This is a genomic window from Pseudomonas glycinis, assembly GCF_054871425.1.
Genome location: NZ_JBTYHF010000001.1, coordinates 444,584 through 466,348, shown reverse-complemented (window position 1 = coordinate 466,348; position 21,765 = coordinate 444,584). Strand labels below are relative to the sequence as shown.

At 61.4% G+C, this 21,765-nt stretch carries 15 protein-coding genes and 1 pseudogene; 1 reads left to right on the top strand and 15 read right to left on the bottom strand.

Going from position 1 to position 21,765, the window contains the following annotated elements; all coding sequences use genetic code 11:
• Positions 1 to 151: 151 nt before the first annotated feature.
• The 8 genes from gcvP to arcD (ACYSTU_RS02065) all read right to left on the bottom strand — a co-directional run bounded on the left by gcvP (position 152) and on the right by arcD (ACYSTU_RS02065) (position 10,897).
• Complete coding sequence (gene gcvP, locus ACYSTU_RS02100) at positions 152 to 3,004, bottom strand: aminomethyl-transferring glycine dehydrogenase (RefSeq protein WP_498995563.1); 2,853 nt, start codon at positions 3,002 to 3,004, stop codon at positions 152 to 154.
• An 11-nt stretch (positions 3,005 to 3,015) separates the two neighbouring features.
• Positions 3,016 to 3,399, bottom strand: coding sequence for a glycine cleavage system protein GcvH (gene gcvH, locus ACYSTU_RS02095; protein ID WP_039758162.1), 384 nt, complete (start codon positions 3,397 to 3,399; stop codon positions 3,016 to 3,018).
• Positions 3,400 to 3,849: 450 nt separating this feature from the next.
• A complete protein-coding gene (gcsR, locus tag ACYSTU_RS02090; protein ID WP_110646607.1) occupies positions 3,850 to 5,358 on the bottom strand; it encodes a transcriptional regulator GcsR in 1,509 nt (502 codons plus the stop codon).
• Between the two features lie 246 nt (positions 5,359 to 5,604).
• Positions 5,605 to 5,967, bottom strand: a complete 363-nt coding sequence (locus ACYSTU_RS02085) for a DUF5064 family protein (protein WP_498995557.1) — start codon at positions 5,965 to 5,967, stop codon at positions 5,605 to 5,607.
• A gap of 62 nt (positions 5,968 to 6,029) precedes the next feature.
• Complete coding sequence (gene arcC, locus ACYSTU_RS02080; RefSeq protein ID WP_498995553.1) at positions 6,030 to 6,959, bottom strand: carbamate kinase; 930 nt, start codon at positions 6,957 to 6,959, stop codon at positions 6,030 to 6,032.
• Positions 6,960 to 7,098: 139 nt separating this feature from the next.
• Positions 7,099 to 8,109, bottom strand: coding sequence for an ornithine carbamoyltransferase (locus ACYSTU_RS02075; protein WP_024014074.1), 1,011 nt, complete (start codon positions 8,107 to 8,109; stop codon positions 7,099 to 7,101).
• 68 nt (positions 8,110 to 8,177) lie between these two features.
• The gene (gene arcA, locus ACYSTU_RS02070) at positions 8,178 to 9,434 is read right to left on the bottom strand and encodes an arginine deiminase (protein ID WP_016773516.1); all 1,257 of its coding nucleotides are present in this window, start codon (positions 9,432 to 9,434) and stop codon (positions 8,178 to 8,180) included.
• 35 nt (positions 9,435 to 9,469) lie between these two features.
• Positions 9,470 to 10,897 carry an arginine-ornithine antiporter gene (arcD, locus tag ACYSTU_RS02065; RefSeq protein ID WP_016773517.1) on the bottom strand — a complete coding sequence of 476 codons (1,428 nt, stop codon included), beginning with the start codon at positions 10,895 to 10,897 and terminating at the stop codon, positions 9,470 to 9,472.
• Between the two features lie 437 nt (positions 10,898 to 11,334).
• Here arcD (ACYSTU_RS02065) and arcD (ACYSTU_RS02060) point away from each other — a divergent pair, with 437 nt between their 5' ends.
• Positions 11,335 to 12,762, top strand: a complete 1,428-nt coding sequence (gene arcD / locus ACYSTU_RS02060) for an arginine-ornithine antiporter (protein WP_366300521.1) — start codon at positions 11,335 to 11,337, stop codon at positions 12,760 to 12,762.
• A gap of 194 nt (positions 12,763 to 12,956) precedes the next feature.
• Here the strand turns inward: arcD (ACYSTU_RS02060) and ACYSTU_RS02055 are convergent, their stop codons facing one another.
• The 7 genes and pseudogenes from ACYSTU_RS02055 to ACYSTU_RS02025 form a co-directional block, all read right to left on the bottom strand.
• Complete coding sequence (locus tag ACYSTU_RS02055; protein WP_498995541.1) at positions 12,957 to 14,306, bottom strand: CoA transferase; 1,350 nt, start codon at positions 14,304 to 14,306, stop codon at positions 12,957 to 12,959.
• A 185-nt stretch (positions 14,307 to 14,491) separates the two neighbouring features.
• Complete coding sequence (locus ACYSTU_RS02050) at positions 14,492 to 15,247, bottom strand: methyl-accepting chemotaxis protein (protein WP_371699605.1); 756 nt, start codon at positions 15,245 to 15,247, stop codon at positions 14,492 to 14,494.
• A gap of 102 nt (positions 15,248 to 15,349) precedes the next feature.
• Positions 15,350 to 16,357, bottom strand: a pseudogene (locus ACYSTU_RS02045) (methyl-accepting chemotaxis protein); the annotation flags it as partial.
• 441 nt (positions 16,358 to 16,798) lie between these two features.
• Positions 16,799 to 17,209, bottom strand: a complete 411-nt coding sequence (locus tag ACYSTU_RS02040) for a YbaN family protein (RefSeq protein ID WP_498995536.1) — start codon at positions 17,207 to 17,209, stop codon at positions 16,799 to 16,801.
• A 161-nt stretch (positions 17,210 to 17,370) separates the two neighbouring features.
• On the bottom strand, positions 17,371 to 17,967 hold the full coding sequence (locus tag ACYSTU_RS02035; RefSeq protein ID WP_136492860.1) for a biliverdin-producing heme oxygenase: 597 nt from the start codon (positions 17,965 to 17,967) through the stop codon (positions 17,371 to 17,373).
• A gap of 109 nt (positions 17,968 to 18,076) precedes the next feature.
• The gene (locus ACYSTU_RS02030; RefSeq protein WP_498995532.1) at positions 18,077 to 20,662 is read right to left on the bottom strand and encodes a TonB-dependent receptor; all 2,586 of its coding nucleotides are present in this window, start codon (positions 20,660 to 20,662) and stop codon (positions 18,077 to 18,079) included.
• Positions 20,663 to 20,784: 122 nt separating this feature from the next.
• Positions 20,785 to 21,750 carry a FecR family protein gene (locus ACYSTU_RS02025; RefSeq protein ID WP_122611770.1) on the bottom strand — a complete coding sequence of 322 codons (966 nt, stop codon included), beginning with the start codon at positions 21,748 to 21,750 and terminating at the stop codon, positions 20,785 to 20,787.
• Positions 21,751 to 21,765 lie beyond the last annotated feature (15 nt).

Here is a 21,765-nt window from a genome sequence, read left to right as displayed (position 1 = left end):
GCTTCAAGCTGCAAGCTGCAAGTAAAAGCGGATCGGGTTTTCCTTGCGGCCTCTATAAGGCCTCAGTGCATGCAGCAAGACACAAGCCGCAAGTTAAAAGCAGATCAGCCCTTACTTGCAGCTTGCAGCTAGAAACTTGCAGCTGCCGCTCTTAAGCGTAGCTTTCGATCGACGGGCAGGCGCACACCAGGTTGCGATCGCCGAAGACGTTGTCGACACGGCCGACCGGCGGCCAGTATTTGCCTTCGATCAGCGACGCGACCGGGTACACCGCTTGCTCGCGGCTGTACGGGTGGGTCCATTCGCCAACCAGTTCCGCTGCGGTGTGCGGGGCGTTTTTCAGTGGGTTGTCTTCCTTGTCCAGGGTGCCGTTTTCCACTGCGCGAATTTCTTCGCGGATGCGGATCATCGCGTCGCAGAAGCGGTCCAGTTCTTCCTTGGATTCGCTTTCGGTCGGCTCGATCATCAGCGTGCCGGCGACCGGGAACGACATGGTCGGCGCGTGGAAGCCGAAGTCGATCAGGCGTTTGGCGACGTCATCGACGCTGATGCCGCTGCTGTCTTTCAATGGACGCAGATCGAGAATGCACTCGTGCGCCACCAGGCCGTTGCTGCCGGTGTAGAGCACTGGGTAATGCTCTTCGAGGCGACGGGAAATGTAGTTGGCGTTGAGGATCGCCAGTTGCGAAGCGCGCTTCAGACCGGCGCCACCCATCATGCGGATGTACATCCAGGTGATCGGCAGAATGCTTGCGCTGCCGAACGGCGCCGCGCAGACCGCGCCTTCCTTGCGTTCCATCTGGCCGTGGCCGGGCAGGAACGGGGTCAGGTGCGATTTGACGCCGATCGGGCCAACGCCCGGGCCGCCACCGCCGTGCGGGATGCAGAAGGTTTTGTGCAGGTTCAGGTGCGAGACGTCGCCGCCGAACTTGCCCGGTGCGCAGAGGCCGACCATCGCGTTCATGTTGGCGCCGTCGATGTACACCTGGCCGCCGTTGTCGTGAATGATCGCGCAGATTTCGCGAATGCCTTCTTCGAACACGCCGTGGGTCGACGGGTAGGTGATCATCAGCGCGGCGAGGTGTTCGCGGTGCTCGATGGCTTTGGCGCGCAGGTCTTCAATGTCGACGTTGCCACGTGCATCGCACGCGGTAACGACCACGCGCATACCGGCCATTTGCGCGGTGGCCGGGTTGGTGCCGTGGGCCGACGACGGGATCAGACAGATGTCGCGGCGCTCATCGCCTCGGCTCTGGTGGTAGGCGCGGATCGCCAGGAGACCTGCGTATTCACCTTGCGAACCGGCGTTCGGCTGCAGCGAAATCGAGTCGTAACCGGTGGCGGCGCAGAGCATCGCTTCCAGCTCATCGGTCAGTTGCTGATAACCGGCGCTTTGTGCGGCCGGGGCGAATGGGTGCAGCGCACCGAATTCGGCCCAGGTCACCGGGATCATTTCGCTGGCGGCGTTGAGTTTCATGGTGCACGAGCCCAGCGGGATCATCGTGCGATCGAGTGCCAGGTCCTTGTCCGCCAGTTTGCGCAGGTAGCGCATCAGCTCGGTTTCCGAGTGATAACGGTTGAACACTGGGTGGCTGAGGATCGGCGACTGGCGCACCAGCTCAGCAGGAATGGTGCTCTGCACCGAGGCGGCCAGCGCAGCGAAGTCCGGCAGGGTCTTGCGGTCGGCGAACAAGCCCCACAGGGTTTCGATATCAGCCTGAGTGGTGGTTTCGTCGACCGACAGACCCAGACGTTCAGCGTCGATCACACGCAGGTTGATCTGCTGAGCGTGCGCCTTGTCGTGCAGCGCGGCGGTGTGCGCGCCGGTGGCAACGGTCAGGGTGTCGAAGAAGTTTGCCTGCTCGACTTGAGCGCCCAGCGCGGTCAGGCCCTTGGCCAGAATCGCGGTCAGGTGATGCACGCGGTTGGCGATCTGGGTCAGGCCTTTCGGGCCGTGGTAGACGGCGTACATGCTGGCGATGTTGGCCAGCAGCACTTGGGCGGTGCAGATGTTCGACGTGGCCTTTTCGCGGCGGATGTGTTGCTCGCGGGTCTGCATCGCCAGACGCAGCGCTGGCTTGCCGAAACGGTCAACCGAGACACCGACCAGACGGCCCGGCATGTCGCGCTTGAACGCATCTTTGGTGGAGAAGTAAGCGGCGTGCGGGCCACCGAAGCCCAGCGGCACGCCGAAGCGTTGCGCCGAACCGATGGCGACGTCGGCACCGAATTCGCCCGGTGCGGTCAGCAGCGTCAGGGCCAGCAGATCGGCGGCCACGGCCACCAGAGCGTTGGCGGCGTGGAAGCGCTCGGTCAGCTCGCGGTAGTCGAACACATCACCGTTGCTCGCCGGGTATTGCAGCAGCGCGCCGAAGAACGGCGTGACGTCAGTCAGTTCGCGCTCATCACCCACGACCACGTCAATACCCAGCGGCTCGGCACGGGTGCGCAGCACGTCGAGGGTTTGCGGATGGCTGTGGATCGAGGCGAAGAACTGGTGGCTGCCCTTGTTCTTGCTCAGGCGTTTGCAGAAGGTCATGGCTTCGGCAGCGGCGGTGGCTTCGTCGAGCAGCGAGGCGTTGGCGATCGGCAGGCCGGTAAGGTCGCTGATCATGGTCTGGAAGTTCAGCAGCGCTTCGAGACGGCCCTGGGAAATTTCTGGTTGGTACGGGGTGTAAGCGGTGTACCAGGCCGGATTTTCCAGCAGGTTGCGCAGGATCGGCGACGGCGTGTGGCAGTTGTAGTAGCCCTGGCCGATGTAGGTTTTGAAGAGTTGGTTTTTGCCAGCGATGGATTTGATCATCGCCAGGGCGTCGGCCTCGCTGAGGCCGTCGTCCATGCCCAGCACGCTGGTGCCCTTGATGCTTTCCGGGATGACGCTGGCGCTCAGGGCTTCGAGGGAATCGAAGCCGAGGCTGTTGAGCATGGCTTGCTCGTCACCGGCGCGCGGGCCGATGTGACGGGCGATGAATTCGTTGGCGGTACCGAGATTGATGGCGGTCATGGGGTAATTCCTCAGGCTTCGGCTTGGGCTTTGATCAGGCGGTCGTAAGCGTCCTGATCGAGCAATTTGCCGACAGCGGCGGCGTCGCTTGGCTGAAAGCGGAAGAACCAGCCTTCGCCCAGCGGATCTTCGTTGACCAGCTCAGGAGCGTCTTGCAGCGCCGGGTTGACTTCCAGCACGTCGCCATCGAGCGGCATGTACACGCCGCTGGCGGCTTTCACCGATTCCACGGTGGCGGCTTCAGCGCCTTTTTCGTAAGCCTGCAGCTCAGGCAGTTGCACGAACACCACGTCGCCCAAGGCGTTCTGCGCGAATGCGGTGATGCCGACAGTAACGCTGCCGTCGGCTTCGGTGCGCAGCCATTCGTGATCTTCAGTAAAACGCAACTCGCTCATGGAAACTCCTCAGGGGCCAGACTCGTCTGGTGGACGCGGTGGAAAGCTTGGGGCGGGGAAGCCCTTAATAGATGAGGAGGCAGGTAGCAAGAATGCGGCCAAGGTTGATTTATCTATATAAATCAATGGCTTGAGTTGTTTTGGTGTTTGTTGGGATGTTGCTGTTGTAGCGAAATCGCTACAGCTTGGGGCGGGGAGAAAAGCTTAATCGGATCAAAGCGTTGCGCAGCGCTGGTCACAGGCGGGTGTAGCGATATCGTTCCGCTGTAGCGCTTTCGGTACAGATGGAGGTCGTTTTTGGACGGATTTCGAATCCGCCATAAATCCTGTGGGAGCGAGCCTGCTCGCGAAGACGGTGTGTCAGGCGCCAGCTATTTTGCTGATAGACCGCTTTCGCGAGCAGGCTCGCTCCCACATGGGGAATTTCCTGCAATAGGGATGCGCGGTGAGTCAGGGTTTATTGGGAATGCCGTATTTGCGCAGGCGATGGGCGATAGCGGTGTGCGAGGTCTGCAAGCGGCTCGCCAGTTGTCGGGTCGAGGGATAGCTGACGTAGAGCTTTTCCAGCAGCTCTCTTTCGAACGATTCGACCGCTTGCTCGAGGCTGTCGACATCGGTATCGGCTTGGCGCGCCACCGAAGTGCCGGCGATGTCGAGGTCACCGATATCGACCAGGCTGCTCTCGCAGATCGCTGCTGCGCGAAAAATCACGTTCTGCAATTGCCGCACGTTGCCCGGCCAGCGATTGCCGAGCAGCGCCGGATAAGTCCCCGGCGCCAGGCGGCAGACCGGGCGCTGGATCTGCGCGCAGGCCTGCTGCATGAAGTAGCGCGCCAGCAGCAGGATGTCCTGACCGCGTTCACGCAGCGGCGGCACTTCGACGTTGAGCACGTTGAGGCGATAGAACAGGTCCTCGCGGAACAGGCCTTCGCTGACCATTTTTTCCAGGTCGCGGTGGGTCGCGCTGAGGATGCGAACGTTGACCTTTACTTCCCGATCACCACCGACGCGGCGGAAGCTGCCGTCGTTGAGAAAACGCAGGAGTTTGGCCTGCAAGTACGGCGACATCTCGCCGATTTCATCGAGGAACACCGTGCCCTGGTTGGCCAGCTCCATCAGCCCCGGCTTACCGCCACGCGCCGCGCCAGTGAAGGCGCCGGGGGCGTAGCCGAACAGTTCGCTTTCGGCGAGATTTTCCGGCAGCGCCGCGCAGTTGAGGGCGAGAAACGGAGCGCTGTGCCGTGCACTGATGGCATGGCAAGCGCGGGCGACGAGTTCTTTACCGGTACCGGTTTCGCCCTGAATCAATAGCGGTGCATCAAGGGCGGCGACCCGTTGCGCACGCGCCTTGAGTGTGCGGATCGCCGGGGATTCGCCGAGCAGCGCGTCGAAGCCTTCGGCATGGTCGTGGTGCAGTGCCGAGAGTTGTTCGCCAATGCGGTTCGGTTGATACAGGGTCAGCAGGGCGCCGGCGTCGGTGATCGGCGTGGCGTCGAGCAGCAGGGTCTGGCCGTTGACGGTAATTTCGCGCAGCGGCAGGCGAAAGCCGTTTTCCAGCAGGGTGTCGAGCAGACCGGGATCGTTGAACAGCGCCGAGACGCTTTCACCGGCCGGTTCGCGACCGTACAGGGCAATCAACGCCGGGTTGGCCAGTAGCACCTTGCCGGCGCTGTCGAGGGCCAGCACCGGGTCGGTCATCGCCGCGAGCAGGGCATCTAGCTGCAGATGCCGACGCTGGCCGGGCAGGATATCGACCACGGTCACCGCTTCCACGCCGAGCACGCGAAACAGCGCATCTTTCAGTTCTTCGAGCACTTGCGGACTGAGGGTCGGCGCGTCGATGTAGACGTTCGGCGGGATCATCTCCACCGCATCCAGATTGAGATTGCGCCCACCGAGAATAGCTAGGACTTCCTGGGTGATGCCGACGCGGTCGATGAAGCTGACGTGGATACGCATGGGGGCGGTTCAGTGATCTGCAGAGCGGAGGGGGGCAAGTATGCCTTAAATCAAAAGCCCCCTCACCCCAGCCCTCTCCCGGAGGGAGAGGGAGCCGACCGAGGTGTCTGAGGTTATGCATCGACCTGAAAGTACCGGGCGATTATGGATTCAGTGATGCAGGATCAGTTCGACGCAATGCTGCAGCATCCCCCAATCGGTTCCCTCTCCCTCCGGGAGAGGGCTAGGGTGAGGGGCTTTTGATTTTTATTCGAAATGCTCGAGGTTCACCGGATCCCCCGACTGCATATTCAACTTCTGCCGAATGTCTTCAAACATCAGATCGTAATGCGTGTGCACCGAACCGATCTGGCTGTGGGCCTTGGGGATGCCGTACTTCTCGGCGATCCGGGTCACGTCGCGGGCGAAGTTGTAGGCCTCTTCCTTGGGCAGGAAAAACGTCTCCTTCATGTCCTTGCCCTGCATGCTGCCGTGCAGGGTGAACTGAATCCCTTTGCCTTTCTGCGGATCGGTGAACACTTCATAGTCCAGATGCACGTTGTAATTAACGTCATCGGCGGTCAACGCGTGCCGCTCGATGTGCAGGTGACCGGGTTCGAACTGGGCCATTGAGCTACTCCTTTCAAGGCATGGAAGCGGGGCAGGCCTTGAGCCTGCCCCGGCGTTTATTGTTATCGGTAGCTGATCCCCTGCTTCGCCGTGCTGACCCGCGTACCGGCGGTGCCCTGGACGATGGCTTCGATATCGGCCAGCGAACCGATCACCGCGACCTTGCCAGTATGGCGCGCGAATTCGCAGGCTGCCTGCACCTTCGGTCCCATGGAGCCGGCGGCGAAACCAAGGCGTTCGAGTTCGTCCGGGTGGGCTTCGGCGATGGCTTTCTGCGTCGGCTTGCCGTAATCGATGAACGCTGCATTGACGTCGGTGGCAATCACCAGCAGGTCGGCTTCCAGTTGCTCGGCAAGCAACGACGAACACAGATCCTTGTCGATCACCGCCTCGATGCCCTTGAGGTTGCGCTGCTCGTCATACATGGTCGGAATCCCGCCACCACCAGCGCAGATCACGATGCTGCCCTTGTCCAGCAGCCACTTGATCGGGCGGATTTCGAAGATGCGTTTCGGCCGTGGACTGGCGACGACGCGGCGGAATTTGTCGCCATCGGCAGCAATCGCCCAGCCTTTCTCGGCGGCGAGTTTTTCCGCTTCGGCTTTCTCGTAGACCGGGCCGATCGGCTTGGTCGGGTTCTTGAATGCCGGGTCGTTGGCGTCGACTTCCACCTGGGTCAGGAGGGTGGCGAACGGCACTTCGAAGTCGAGCAGATTGCCCAGTTCCTGTTCGATGATGTAGCCGATCATGCCTTCGGTTTCAGCGCCGAGCACGTCCAGCGGGTAGGGAGTGACAGAGGTGTAGGCCGCCGCTTGCAGCGACAGCAGACCGACTTGCGGGCCATTGCCGTGAGCGATGACCAGTTGGTTGCCGGGATGGATCTTGGCGATTTGCTCGGTGGCGATGCGGATGTTGGCGCGCTGGTTGTCAGCGGTCATCGGCTCACCACGGCGGAGCAGGGCGTTACCGCCCAGGGCTACGACGATACGCATGGTGCATGTCCTTTTTCGTGTTGATCGTTCCCACGCTCTGCGTGGGAATGCCGCCACGGACGCTCTGCGTCCGCTGTGACGCAGAGCGTCACGGGATGCATTCCCACGCGGGAGCGTGGGAACGATCATCTTCAACCAGTTAGAGATCAGCCAGGGTCGAGACCAGAATCGCCTTGATCGTGTGCATGCGGTTTTCCGCTTGCTCGAAGGCGATGCAGGCTGGCGACTCGAACACGTCGTCGGTCACTTCGATGCCGTTTTTCAGGTGCGGATATTGTTCGGCGATCTGTTTGCCGACCTTGGTGTCGCTGTTGTGGAAGGCCGGCAGGCAGTGCATGAACTTGGTGCGCGGGTTGCCGGTGGCTTTCATCAGGTCGGCGTTGACCTGATACGGCAGCAGTTGCTGGATACGCTCGGCCCAGGCTTCCACTGGTTCGCCCATCGATACCCAGACATCGGTGTGAATGAAGTCGACGCCTTTGACCGCTTCTTTCGGATCTTCGGTGAGGGTGATGCGTGCGCCGCTTTCCTCACCGTATTTTTTGCAGCGCGCCACCAGATCGTCCAGCGGCCACAGCGCTTTCGGTGCGCAGATGCGCACGTCCATGCCGAGCTTGGCGCCGATCAGCAGCAGCGAGTTGCCCATGTTGTTGCGCGCGTCACCCAAGTAGGCGTAGCTGATTTCGTGGATCGGCTTGTCGGCGTGTTCACGCATGGTCAGCACGTCGGCGATCATCTGGGTCGGGTGATATTCATCGGTCAGGCCGTTGAACACCGGCACGCCGGCGAACTTGGCCAGCTCTTCGACGATTTCCTGCTTGAAGCCACGGTACTCGATGGCGTCGTACATGCGCCCGAGCACGCGGGCGGTGTCCTTCATGCTTTCCTTGTGGCCGATTTGCGAGGAGTTCGGGTCGATGTAAGTGACGTTGGCGCCTTGGTCATAGGCCGCCACTTCGAAGGCGCAACGGGTACGGGTCGAAGTTTTCTCGAAAATCAGGGCGATGTTGTTGCCCTTCAGATGCTGTTGTTCGGTACCGGTGTATTTCGCGCGTTTCAGATCGCGGGACAGGTCGAGCAGGTAACGCAGCTCACGTGGGGTGTGGTGTTCCAGGCTGAGCAGGTTACGGTTGTGAATGTTAAAAGCCATGATGGATCTCCTTGGGTTTCGGTTATCCCCTTGGCCGCGCTCGATAAGTCGCGGCGAAGGCTCAAAGATTAGTAATCGATCGGGTCGCGGATGATCGGGCAGGTCATGCAGTGGCCGCCGCCACGGCCGCGGCCGAGCTCGCCGGCGCTGATGGTGATGACCTCCACGCCAGCCTTGCGCAGCAGGGTGTTGGTGTAGGTGTTGCGGTCGTAGCCGATGACCACGCCCGGCTCCATCGCCACCACGTTGTTGCCGTCGTCCCATTGCTCGCGTTCGGCGGCGAAGCTGTTGCCGCCGGTTTCCACCACGCGCAGTTTCGGCAGGTTGAGCGCCGCAGCGACGGTGTCGAGGAAGCTGCCTTCTTCGCGGCGGATGTCGATGCCGCCCTGTTTGCTTTCGTCAGGGCGCAGGGTGAAGGCGACGATCTGGTTGACCACTTCCGGGAAGATCGTCACCAGATCGCGGTCGCAGAAGCTGAACACGGTGTCCAGGTGCATTGCCGCGCGGGATTTCGGCAGGCCGGCGACGATGACTTTTTCCACCGCTTTGTTGTTGAACAGGTTCAGCGCCAGTTGGCCGATGGCCTGACGTGATGAACGCTCGCCCATGCCGATCAGCACCACACCGTTGCCGATCGGCATGACGTCGCCGCCCTCAAGGGTGGAGTTGCCGTGGTCCTTGTCCGGGTCGCCGTACCAGATCTCGAATTCGGCGTTGGTGAACTGCGGATGGAATTTGTAGATGGCGGTGGTCAGCAGGGTTTCCTGACGGCGCGCCGGCCAGTACATCGGGTTCAGCGTCACACCACCGTAGATCCAGCAGGTGGTATCGCGTGTGAACTGGGTGTTGGGCAGCGGCGGCAGGATGAAGCTGGAGTGGCCGAGGAAGTCGCGGAACATCTGGATGGTCTTGCCGCCGAAGCTGTCCGGCAGATCATCGGCCGACACGCCGCCTATCAGGAATTCGGCGATGTGGCGGGGCTCGAGGCTTTTCAGCCAGGATTTCACTTCGCTGATCAGGCCCAGGCCCACCGAGTCGGCGGTCACCTTGCGCTCAAGAATCCAGTCCAGCGCTTCGGGGATGGCGACGATGTCGGTCAGCAGGTTGTGCATTTCCACCACGTCGATGCCGCGCTCGCGCATCTTGGTGACGAAGTCGAAATGATCGCGCTTGGCCTGCGCTACCCACAACACGTCATCGAACAGCAGTTCATCGCAGTTGTTCGGGGTCAGCCGCTGATGGGCCAGACCTGGGGAGCAAACCATGACTTTACGCAGTTTCCCGGCTTCGGAGTGGACGCCGTACTTCACTTTTTCCGTGGTCATTTCTGTGTTCCTCCAGATGACAATTCAATCAGGGGTTACAGCGTCAGGAAGCCATCGTAGAGACCGTAGGCCGCCACCACGGCGCCCACGACCACTGCGGCGAAAATCAGCTTCTCGACGTTGGTGAAAACCGGTTGTTTGAGTTCCAGCTTGGCCTTGGCGAACAGGATCGCGCCGGGCGCATAGAGCAGGGCCGACAGCAGCAGGTACTTGACCCCGCCGGCGTACAACAACCACACCGCATAGATCAGGGCGATACCGCCGATGATCAGATCCTTGCGCCGCTCGGCGGCAAAGCCTTCGTAGCTCTCGCCGCGCACCGCCAGCAGCAGGGCATAGGCCGCCGACCACAGGTACGGCACCAGAATCATCGAAGTGGCGAGGTAGATCAGTGACAGGTAAGTGCTGGCCGAGAACAGGGTGATGATCAGGAACACCTGCACCATCGCGTTGGTCAGCCACAGGGCGTTGACCGGCACATGGTTGGCGTTTTCCTTGCGCAGAAACTCCGGCATGGTGTGGTCTTTGGCGGCGGCGAACATGATCTCCGCACACAGCAGCACCCACGACAGCAGGGCGCCGAGCAACGAGATGATCAGGCCGACGCTGATCAGCACCGCCCCCCAGTGACCGACCACATGCTCAAGCACGGCGGCCATCGACGGGTTCTGCAGTTTCGCCAGTTCCGGCTGGGTCATGATGCCCAGCGACAGCACGTTCACCAGCACCAGAAACAGCAGCACGGTGATGAAGCCGATCACGGTGGCCTTGCCGACATCCGAGCGCTTCTCGGCGCGGGCGGAAAAGATGCTCGCGCCTTCGATGCCGATGAACACCCAGACGGTGACCAGCATCATGTTGCGCACCTGGTTCATCACACTGCCCAGATCGGGGTTTTTCACGCCCCAGATGTCGGCGGTGAAGATGTCCAGTCTGAACGCGAAGACTGCGATCAACACGAACAGCAGCAGCGGCACGACTTTGGCGACGGTGGTCACCAGGTTGATGAACGCCGCTTCCTTGATCCCGCGCAACACCAGGAAATGCACGCCCCACAGCAGCAAGGACGCGCCGATCACCGCCGCCGGGGTATTGCCTTCGCCGAAGATCGGAAAGAAATAGCCAAGGGTGCTGAACAGCAGAACGAAGTAGCCGACGTTGCCCAGCCAGGCGCTGATCCAGTAGCCCCAGGCTGATGAGAAACCCATGTAGTCGCCGAATCCGGCCTTGGCGTAGGCGTAGACACCGCCGTCCAGGTCAGGCTTGCGATTGGCGAGGGTCTGAAAGACGAAAGCGAGGGTGAGCATGCCGACTGCGGTGATGGCCCAGCCGATCAGCACTGCACCGACGTCGGCGCTGGCGGCCATGTTTTGAGGCAACGAAAATATCCCGCCGCCAATCATTGAACCGACTACCAGTGCAACCAGTGCACCGAGTCTTAGTTTTCCGGGCGCTTCAGACATTTGCATGACTCCATTGCAGGAAAGGAGAGCTCACAGCCTAGTACTGTTGTCTGTTCGAACAGCTGACATGGATCAGTGCATGGTCACATTCCATTGTTAATGAATGACTTGTGCGCCCGTTGCGGGCATAACGCTGTAGCCTCAAATGCCCATTCCAGAGCCGTTTCGCTGAGGCAGTCGAGAATAGCTATTAATGCTTTCGAACTATGACGCTAGTTGCTTTTCAGCGATTGGCAAATGTCGGTCATCTGTTTTCAGCACAGAATCGAATAATCAAGATCGGCGCACAAAACTGACTTAATGTGCTACGCCTTATCGTGGTCGGCTATATATAACGCTGCGAGATTCGGCATTACCTGATAAACGTCATCTACCCTTAGGCTTTTAGTCGGGTGTTGTTACAAATAAACAACAACGACTCTTTCAAGGAGATCTGCATGTCGCAACCGACGCAAAAGCTGCGCCTTGGTGCGTTGATCGCGCTGGTGGTGGGGTCGATGATCGGCGGGGGGATTTTCTCATTACCGCAAAACATGGCGGCACGCGCCGATGCAGGGGCGATCCTGATCGGTTGGGGCATTACTGCGATAGGCATGCTGACGCTGGCGTTCGTCTTTCAGACCCTGGCCAATCGCAAGCCGGAGCTGGACTCGGGCGTCTACGCCTACGCCAAGGCCGGGTTTGGCGACTACATGGGATTTTCATCAGCGTGGGGTTACTGGATCAGTGCCTGGCTGGGCAACGTCGGCTATTTTGTCTTGCTGTTCAGCACCCTTGGCTATTTCTTCCCGGTGTTCGGTCAGGGCAACACGCCGATCGCCATCGGCTGCGCTTCGGTGCTGTTGTGGGCGGTGCATTTTCTGGTGATGCGCGGGATCAAGGAGGCAGCGCTGATCAACCAGCTGACCACCGTGGCCAAGGTCGTGCCGCTGATCATGTTCATCGTCATCGCTGCGGTGGCATTCAAGGCTGACATCTTCACCCGCGACATCTGGGGCCGCAGCAACCCGAACTTCGGCGGGGTGATGGATCAGGTGCGCAACATGATGCTGGTCACCGTGTTCGTCTTCATCGGCATCGAAGGCGCCAGCGTCTATTCGGCCCGCGCGGAGAAACGCAGCGACGTCGGCCGCGCCACGGTGATCGGGTTTCTTGGCGTGCTGGCGCTGCTGGTACTGGTCAACGTGCTGTCGCTGGGGATCATGAGCCAGCCGGAACTGGCCAATCTGCAGAACCCTTCACTGGCAGCGGTGCTCGAGCACATCGTCGGGCCGTGGGGTGCGTTGCTGATCAGCGTCGGGCTGGCGATTTCGCTGTTGGGCGCGTTGTTGTCATGGGCCTTGCTGTGCGCGGAAATCCTCTTCGCCACGGCCAAAGACAAAACCATGCCGGCGTTCCTGAAGAAGGAAAACAACAATCACGTGCCGGTCAACGCGCTGTGGCTGACCAATGTGATGATCCAGATTTTCCTGCTGATCACACTGTTCTCGGCGGGTACTTACACCAGCCTGATCTATCTGGCCTCGTCGATGATTCTGGTGCCCTATTTATGGTCGGCCGCCTACGCGGTGCTACTCAGCGGGCGCGGCGAAACCTACGAACACGCCTCGGCCGAGCGCACCAAGGATCTGCTGATCGGCGGCATCGCCCTGGTTTACGCGGTGTGGCTGTTGTATGCCGGCGGAGTGAAGTATCTGCTGCTGTCGGCGCTGCTGTATGCGCCGGGGGTGATTCTGTTTGCCAAGGCCAAGCATGAACAGGGGCAGCCGGTTTTTACCACGGTGGAGAAAGGGATTTTTGCCTGCGTGGTGATCGGGGCGGGGCTGGCGGCGTATGGGTTGTATAGCGGAGTGTTGTCGTTGTGATCTGAAAAGCAGCCCCTCACCCTAGCCCTCTCCCAGAGGGAGAGGGGACCGACCGAGGTGTCTGGCGCTATACATCGACCTGAGCGATCGAGTCGATTATGGATTCGACGAAAATCTTTCACGTCGGCGTAACTCTCCAGTATCCCCCAATCAGTCCCCTCTCCCTCTGGGAGAGGGCTAGGGTGAGGGGCTTCTCATGGCCAACAGGGAGGATGCGAGCCCAACTCCGTCGCCGGCCAATTCCACTGCACCGCCGTCCCGCTGATCTGCACCGGCACGCGCAACCTTCGCGCCGGCCCCCACGCGGTGTGTTCAATCGCCGGATCCTGATCCAGTGCATCTTCGGCCCGCAGCAGGTCATGCGTCCCCGGGCCATGCTCGACCAACAGCTTCGCCGTACGCGCCAGCGACAACCGCGCCGAACCTCCGCAACCGTTGGCCAGTCGTTCAGTCAGCAGCCTTATCGCGCTCGCCGCCAGCAGATACCCGGTTGCATGATCCAGCGCCTGCACCGGCAGCGGCGTCGGTTTATCGCTGTGCTTCCAATGCTGTCCGGCCTCGGCGATGCCGCTGCTCATCTGCACCAGGCTGTCGAAGCCCCGGCGGTTCTGCCAGGGGCCGCTCCAGCCGTAGGCGTTGAGGCAGACGTCGATCAGCCCCGGTGCCAGTTGCCTTCGACGTTCAATACCAAACCCCAGATGTTCCAGCGCATCGGCGCGGTAGCCGTGCAGCAGAATGTCGGCGTCTTTCAACAGGCCTTCAAACACCGCGCGATCCGTAGGAGCCAGCAGATCCAGCCGCGCGCAGCGTTTGCCCACGGTCATCTCCGGAACGACGCCGGGTTCGTTCCAGCTCGGTGGATCGATGCGCAAGACGTTGGCGCCCAGCCCTGCGAGGAAGCGGCTGGCGGTGGGGCCGGCGAGCACGCGGGTCAGGTCGAGCACCTTGATCCCGGCCAGCGGTCGTGCGATCGAGCCTTGCCATGGGCTGCGGTTCTCGTCCGTCTGCTCGATGAATTGCACCAGCGCTTCGGCATTCACCGCCAGCCCTTGCGGGTGTTGCTGCCACTGCGTCCAACTGCGCATCTCGGCGGCGCAGCCGTTGGCGTCGACCACTGCTTGTTCCAGATCCGCACTGTCCCATTGCGCGACTTTCGCCGCCATTGCGGCACGATCGGCGCAGGCGCCGAGCACGCGTTCAGCGGCGGCGCGGTGATGCGGGGCGTTGGTGTGCAGACGGATCCAGCCGTCCCGGGTCGCATAGTCGCCGGCGACGGGATCCCACAGCGGCGGCACCTGCCAGCTGATCGGGCGCAGCGAGGTGGAGAACCACAACGAGGCCAGACGGCGGTCGACTGCAACCGCAGGCAAGTGCCCGGCTTGCTGGTGAAGCAATTCGCTGAGCGCTTGCCCGGCAGCGGCGATGCTGGCGCAGGCCAGCTCGGTCACGGCGAACGCCGAGGGCAGGGCGCCGTCACCGGTGAATGGGATCGGCGTGTGGGGCAGACCGAGTGCGGTTTGGATGGACGTGAGCAGATCAGTCATCGAAGGCCCTCCGGAACGAGAGGGCGATGATAGTGCAAAACATAACCGGGCTGGATTGAGGATCGTTCCCACGCTCCGCGTGGGAATGCCGCCCGGGACGCTCTGAGTCCCAATCGAAAGCTGGAACGCGGAGCGTCCCTTGATGCATTCCCACGCGGAGCGTGGGAACAATCGATGCTGGATTGTTACACGCGAAACTGATCCATCAACTTCATCTGCTGGCTCGCCAGGCTGTTGAGCTGGCTGCTGATCGCTGCCGATTCGGTAGCCTGCTCGGTCAAGGTTTCGGTGACGGTGCGGATCGCCGAGACGTTGCGGTTGACCTCTTCGGCCACTGCGCTTTGTTCTTCGGCGGCACTGGCGATCTGCAGGTTCATGTCGCTGATCACCGTCACCGCGTCGCTGATCTTGCCCAGTGCATCGACCGCCTGACGAATCTGCCCGGCGTTGTTGTGCGCCTGGGTCTGGCTCGAGTGCATGGTCGCGACCACGCCACGGGTGCCGGTCTGGATGCGCTCGATGACGATGCGGATTTCTTCCACCGAATCCTGCGTGCGCTTGGCGAGGTTGCGCACCTCGTCGGCGACCACGGCAAAACCGCGACCGCTTTCGCCGGCGCGGGCGGCTTCGATGGCGGCGTTGAGGGCCAGCAGGTTGGTTTGTTCGGCGATGCTGCGGATTACTTCCAGCACCGAACCGATCTGCTCGCTGTTCACTGCCAGCGCTTCGACCTCGGTCACTGCTTTGCTGACCTCATCGGCCAGTTGATTGATGTCGCGGGTGCTGCGCTCGATGATCGCCATGCCGTCCTTCGCCGACTGATCGGCACCCTTGGCCGCGTTGGCTGCGTTCGAGGCACTGTTGGCGACGTCGTGGGCAGTGGCGCTCATTTCGTTGGAGGCGGTGGCAACCTGATCGATTTCGCGGAACTGCACCTGCATGCCTTCGCTGGTCTGGCGGGCAATTTCCGATGACTGATCAGCCGTGCCACGTGCTTCGGTGATGCTCTGTTTGATCTGCGCGATGGTCGGCTGAAGCTTGTCGAGGAAGCGGTTGAACCAGTTCACCAGTTCGCCCAGTTCATCTTTCTTGCTGTAGTTCAGGCGCTGGGTCAGATCGCCTTCGCCGCTGGCGATGTTTTTCAGCATCTCGGCGACGCTGTTGATCGGACGGGTGACGCCGGAGGCGGTGAGCCAGATCAGCAGCAGGCCGACCAGACCGGCCACGCCCGCCACCAGCAGGGCAGTGATCACGCCGGTTTGTTGTGCGTCATCCAGTACCGCTTGCAGCTTTACCGAATCGGCCAGCAGCACGTGCTCGGGCAGGTCGATGACCACGCCCCAGGCGCGCGAATTGCCGATCGGGTCGACCGGGTAAACCGCGCGAATCAGCTCGCCCTGTTCGAGGATTTTCGCCGTACCGCTGCCGACCAGTTGCAATACATCCTTGCCATCGGCGCCGAGGGTGTCGCCGATTTTTTTGCCGACCCGCGTCGCGTCAGCACTGTCGGCCGCCAGCACACCGCTGCCGGAGACGATAAGCATGTGCCCGGCGTTGTTGAACAGGCTGCGCTGCGAGTCGACGGCGGCGGCTTGCAGGGCGTCGAGCGCGATGTCGACACCGACCACGCCGATCGCTTTGCCGTCGACCAGCAGCGGCACGGAAATGGTCGTCATGAGCATTTCCTTGCCACCGACGGTGTCGGCATACGGGTCGAGCAGGCAGGTGCGTTTGTTGTCGCGAGGGCAGGTGTACCAACTGTTGTACGGCGTGCCGCTGACGCTGAGGGTGGTTTTGGTCAGGTCGTCTTCGACCATGATTGTATTCAGCGCGGCGCCGGCGGCACGGCTCCAGTACGAGGCGAAGCGCCCGGCTTCGTTGGACTGCCGCGCGGCGTCGTTGGCGAATTCGCTGTCCTTGCCGTCGAGACCGTTGGGTTCGAAGGCCAGCCAGATGCCAAGGACTTTATCGTTGCGCTCGAAAGCGGTTTTCAGACTCTGGTTCAACTCTTCCCGAACGGCGCCGGCTTCGAGTGAGCGCTTGGTGGCCATCGTCCGCAGATCCTTGATCTGATCGGCGAGGGCGGTGACCACCAACAGGCTTTCACCAAAGGTTTTCTGCACCCGCACCGCTTGCTCGGCGGCCTTGGCCTGCAACAGGTTCTGCACGCTGGCGGTGAGCAACTGGTTGCTGGATTGACTGACCAGCGCGTCGTTCTGGTTGGTCTGGTAGATGTTCATGCTGACAATCAGTGCCACCACTCCGAGCAGGCACAGGCCGGAGAGCAGGACGATTTTCAGGCGAATGGAAAGAGAGTCGAACATGGGGCGATCTCGCGAATGGAATAAACAGGTGGCTGGGCCGGGAGCCCGGTTTGCCAAATCCATTCAGCGCCATTCAATCCTCATCGGCGTTAAGCGAAACGGCATGAGGCGCTTGCCGACGGACGGTCGCTGCTAAACGTTTGCGCAGGGGAAAGTGCTGAAAAGGCTTTAATTACAGGGATGTTTCACTACCGCGACGGGCGTCTCCGGGCGCGACCAGATCCACAGGTTGCCCAGGCCCATGCCGGCAATCGCTAGATAGATCGGCCAGCCGTGATCGAGCATCACCAGCATCAACGTCGCACACAGCAGCATGCTGACGGTGGCACTGAGCTTGGCCTTGCGCGCGATGATCCTGCCGTTGCGCCAGTTACTCAGGATCGGCCCGAACAGGCGGTGATTTTCCAGCCAGGCACTCAAGCGCGGCGAACTGCGGGTCGCGGCCCACGCGGCAAGGAGGATGAACTCGGTGGTCGGCAGGCCGGGCACGACGATGGCGATCAGGCCAATGCCGAGGCTGACATAGGCCAGCAGGCCGAACAGCAGACGGGCGAGTTTTGATGGGGCGGGTGTGGGCATGGGCTCAGCGGCGGCTTCTGAAGCGGAACGGAGATCTTACAGATTTGTGGTGAGCCCTGTGGGAGCGAGCCTGCTCGCGAAAGCGGTTGATCAGGCACATTGATGTTGAAGTGCTGCCGTCTTCGCGAGCAGGCTCGCTCCCACAAGGGATAAGAGTTGCTTCAGGCCACTTCGGCTTCTATGGCATAAGCCCGTTCCAGCAGCACGGTAAAGCGGTTGAACGCATCCAGTGCACCTTGATCAACTTCCGCCTCTTCCTCCGCCGTGAACGGCAACGCATCGAGGGTGCGCACAAAGCTTTTCCAGCCCTCGGCGCGGCCACCTTGCGGTTCCGCCAGATGCCGGGCACCGAAGGTTTCGCTCAGCTCCAGTGCCACCGCGCGCTTGATCAGAAACGCTGCGCCGAGCTTGGAACCCTCGGAAACAAAGATCCAGCCCAGCGCCCGCGCCTTGCTCGGGTTTTTCAGCGCGCCGGCCACCGGCGCCGGGACTTCGGTGTCGAGGTCGGCGAGGTCAGCCCTGGCCGCTTCGGCGCGGCAACGGGCTGGCAGATCCGGGACGATCGCGGTCAGTTCGGCATCGTTGTACAGCTCGACCAGTTCCGCCTGGAACAGGTATTGCGCGACGACGAAACGGGCGAAGCTGGCGCGGGTTTCGAATGGTGCGTGGGCTTTGACCAGGGCATCGAGTTTGCTGTGCGGCTCATGGGTGATCTGGTTCAGGCGTTGCGAACGCAGGGTTTTTTCCGAGGCAGTCATGGGGTGTCCTTGATAAATGAGGCGCTTGATAACAAGACGTACGGGCGGGCGGCGGACAGTAAAAAAACCTCACTGCGCAGCGATAACACGCGCAGTGAGGCCGGGCGGGTCAGATGTCCCAGATCAGGTTGATCGCGAAGTTGCGTCCCGGTTGGGTCAGGCGATCGAGGTTGGCCGGTTGCGTCACCGAGGCTTCGCCAACGCTGTCGTAACCGCGCACGTCATCCCACAGCCAATATTTCTTGTCGGTCAGGTTGTAGACGCCGCCGCTGACGGTGACATCGTTGGTGACTTTGTAATAGCCGGCCAGATCGAGAATGCCGAAGCCCGGGGTCTTGAACTGACTGCTGACGCCGTCCGGCGACTTGAAGTTGCTGTCGTCGACGCGGTCTTTTTTCTTCACCACGGTCCAGCTCAGCAGGCCGCCATAGTTGTCCTGGTCGTAACCGAGACCGAACACGCCGGTGAGCGGGTTGACGCTGTTGATCGGCTCGCCGCTATCGTTGTTGCGACCGTAGGCGTAGGCGATCGAGCCTTGGGTATACAGGCCTTGCGGCGCGCCGAACGCATCCAGGTTCAAGCGACCTTTGACTTCCGCACCCTTGATGGTGGCGCGCTTGATGTTGTTGCTCTGGAAGGTCAACTGATCGTCGCCCGGCTTGACCGCGTCCTCGTTGATGAAGTCGCGGTACTTGTTATAGAACACCGCGACGTCGAACGAGCCCTGCTCGAAATTCCCGCGCAGGCCGGTTTCGAAACCTTTGCTTTTTTCCGGCTCAAGGTCGGAGTTGGGCGCCACGGTGTAGCCGGTGGTGTTGTTCTCGAAACGCCCGTACAGCGATTTTGCCGTGGGCGTGCGGAAGCCTTCGGCGTACTGGCCGTACCAGGTGTAGTTGTCCGTCAGTGCATAGGTCAGGCCGAATTTTGGCGAGACTTTGTGCCAGGTCTTGTTCTTGTCGCTGACCGTGCCCTGGCCGTCGGCATTCACGGTGTTGAGGAATTCCTCAGTGATGTGCGGCTTGAGCTGGGTGTAGTCGTAGCGCAGGCCCGGCAGGAAGGTCCAGTCGTTCCAGCTGATCTGATCCTGGGCGAACAGGCTGTAGGTGTTGATGGTCGGATCGGGGAAATCAGAGGCCTTGGCCAGCACGTCCGCCGCACTGGTCGCGCCAATCGCCGTGCAGCCGCGACCGACGGCCACGCAGGTGCCGTCGCCGCTGCGTGAACCGGTGACTTTCTGCTGTTTGATCGTGGTGCCGTAAGTCAGCAGGTGATCGGTGTCACCGATGGCGAAAGCCTTGTCCAGTTGCGCGTCGAACACCCACTGTTTTTCTTCGTAGATCGTGTCGCGGGTACGCAGCACTTTACGAGTGATCGGGTAGTACAACTCTTCGGTGCTCTGGTCGGTCTTGGCGATCTGGTGATTGAGGCTCCACTTGACGTTATCGACCAGCAGGCTGTCGAGGGCGAACGAGTGTTCGATACCGAAACGCTCGCGGGTGATGGTGTCGTTGCCGGTGCGCCACTGGTACATGCCGCCGGGCAGGACGCTGCTCGGAATGGTCGGCGCGCCGTTGAAATACGGGCCGCCGTAGGCACTTTTCTGGTCGGTGTCGCGATCGTCCTTGTACTTTTCATAGGTCAGGCCCAGGCGCGAATCGTCGTTGTAGTTCCAGCCGAGCTTGGCCAGGACGTTGGTCGCGCGCACGTCTTCCGGGTTGGCGGCGGTGCGCGCAAGGCCGGTGCCGTTGTTGCCGCCGAAGGACTCGGTTTCGTGTCCGTCGCGCTGGCTGTAATGCAGCAAGCCGTCGAACTCACCGCTGCGGCCGGCGACGGTGGCGGACTTCAGCCAGCTGTCATCGGCGGAGCTGTAACCGCTTTTCAGACGCGCGCCGACGTCCTTGCCCGGTTTGATGATGTCGTCGGCGTCCAGCGTGTAGTAACTGACCGCGCCGCCGATGGCGTTGCTGCCGTACAGCACCGAGGCCGGGCCACGGAGAATCTCCACGCGTTTGACGATTTCCGGGTCGACGTAGTTGCGCTGGCTCTTGGCATACGGGCCGTTGAAGAAACCGTTAGGGATCTCCACGCCATCGACTTGAGTCAAGATGCGGTCGCCGTCGATACCGCGAATGTTGTAGCCACTGATGCCGCCGCGCTGACCGGCACCGCCAACGGAAACGCCTGGTTCGTAGCGCACCAGATCCTTGATGGTATTGACGTTGTTGCGGTCAAGCGCTTGGCGATCCTGCACGCTGACCGTCGAGGGCACGCTGTTGACCGACTGTTCCTGGCGAGTGGCGCTGATGGTCACCTGATCGAGATTGAGCGTGCCGCTGCTGTTGCGTTTTTCCAGCACGACATTGTTGTTGCTCAGTTTGCGGAAGCTCAGGTTGGTCCCCACCAACAGGCGCTCGAGGGCTTTTTCCGGCGGCAGCGAACCGCGCACGCCCGGCGACGAGACGTTCTGCCCCAACTCGGCCGGCAAACCGACCTGCCAACCGGTCACGGCGGTAAAGGCATTCAATGCCGAAACCAGTGGTTGCTGGCCGATGGCGAAGGCGTAATCGCCCATGTTGCGCGCCGGTTGCTCGGCGGCGGCGAGCAGCGGCGCGGTGCCGGCCATGAGAATCGCCGCAGTCAGCAGCGACAGTACGCGGGAAGGGGAGGAAGTCTGGCGGGTAAGGCGTGAGGACATCGATAGCGCTCCGTGTCGCACGAATCTTTATAGGTGCTGATCGGCATGGTTAGATGCGAATCAATTGCATTGGCTATAACGAGACGTACTGCCATTGGCTATCGAGTAAAAATAATTCTCATTCAGTTCAGAATCACCAGCGCAGGGAATTCCTGCAGGCGCGCCGAGGTGATGTGGGCGAGGGAGCGGACCACATCGAGCGGCTGGTCGAGACGGTAATTGCCGGTGACGGCGACGTCGGCCAGTTGCTCGTTGTTGTTGATGATCCAGCCCGGATAGTAGCGGCGCAGCTCGGCCAGCACCTGATTCAGCGGGCAGTTCTCGAACACCAGACGGCCTTCAACCCAGGCCAGATCGGCATTGGCGTCGAGCTTGGCCGGGCGATCAAAACCGTTGGGGCCGATGCGAATGCTTTCCCCGGCACGCAGGCGCACCCGGGCATCATTGTGGGTGGCGCGCAGATCGACATCGCCACGCTGCACGTTCACTTGTGCGACCCCGTCGAGGTAGCGCACGGCAAATGCGGTGTCGTGCACGCTTGCCTGCACCGGGCCTGCGTCGATCTCCAGCGGCTGATTGCGCCCGCTGGCGATCTCGAAAAACGCCTCGCCCTGAAACAGCCGGGCCACGCGCTGTTGATCGTTGATGGTGCTGGAAAACGCCGAGTTGGTATTGAGCAGGACCTTCGAGCCGTCCTCCAGTTGCAGCCGCTGACGCTCGCCAACCACGGTCAGGTGATCCGCTTGAATGCGCATCGGCAGGTTGCTGAAACTGAACAGCCCGAGGATCAGCACCGCAGCGGTGGCCAGCGGTTTCCAGTGCGGGCGCAAGCGTTTGAGAAAAGTGATTTTTACAGGTTTTGCTGCCAGAGCCTCGGCGCACAGCGCGACTTGCGGGCCATCCCAGATCGCCTGGGCCTTGGCGAACGCCTCGGCATTCAACGGATCAGCCGCCAGCCAGGCATGAAATTGCCGGGTCTGTTCCTCATCCGGGCTGCCGAGCACGATGAGCCAGTCCAGCGCCTGGTCCATTGCAGCTGCAGCGTCCCGCGCCGAATCGGGCGAAGGCGGGCGGTGGGTATCCGTCACGGTGGTTCCTCAGGG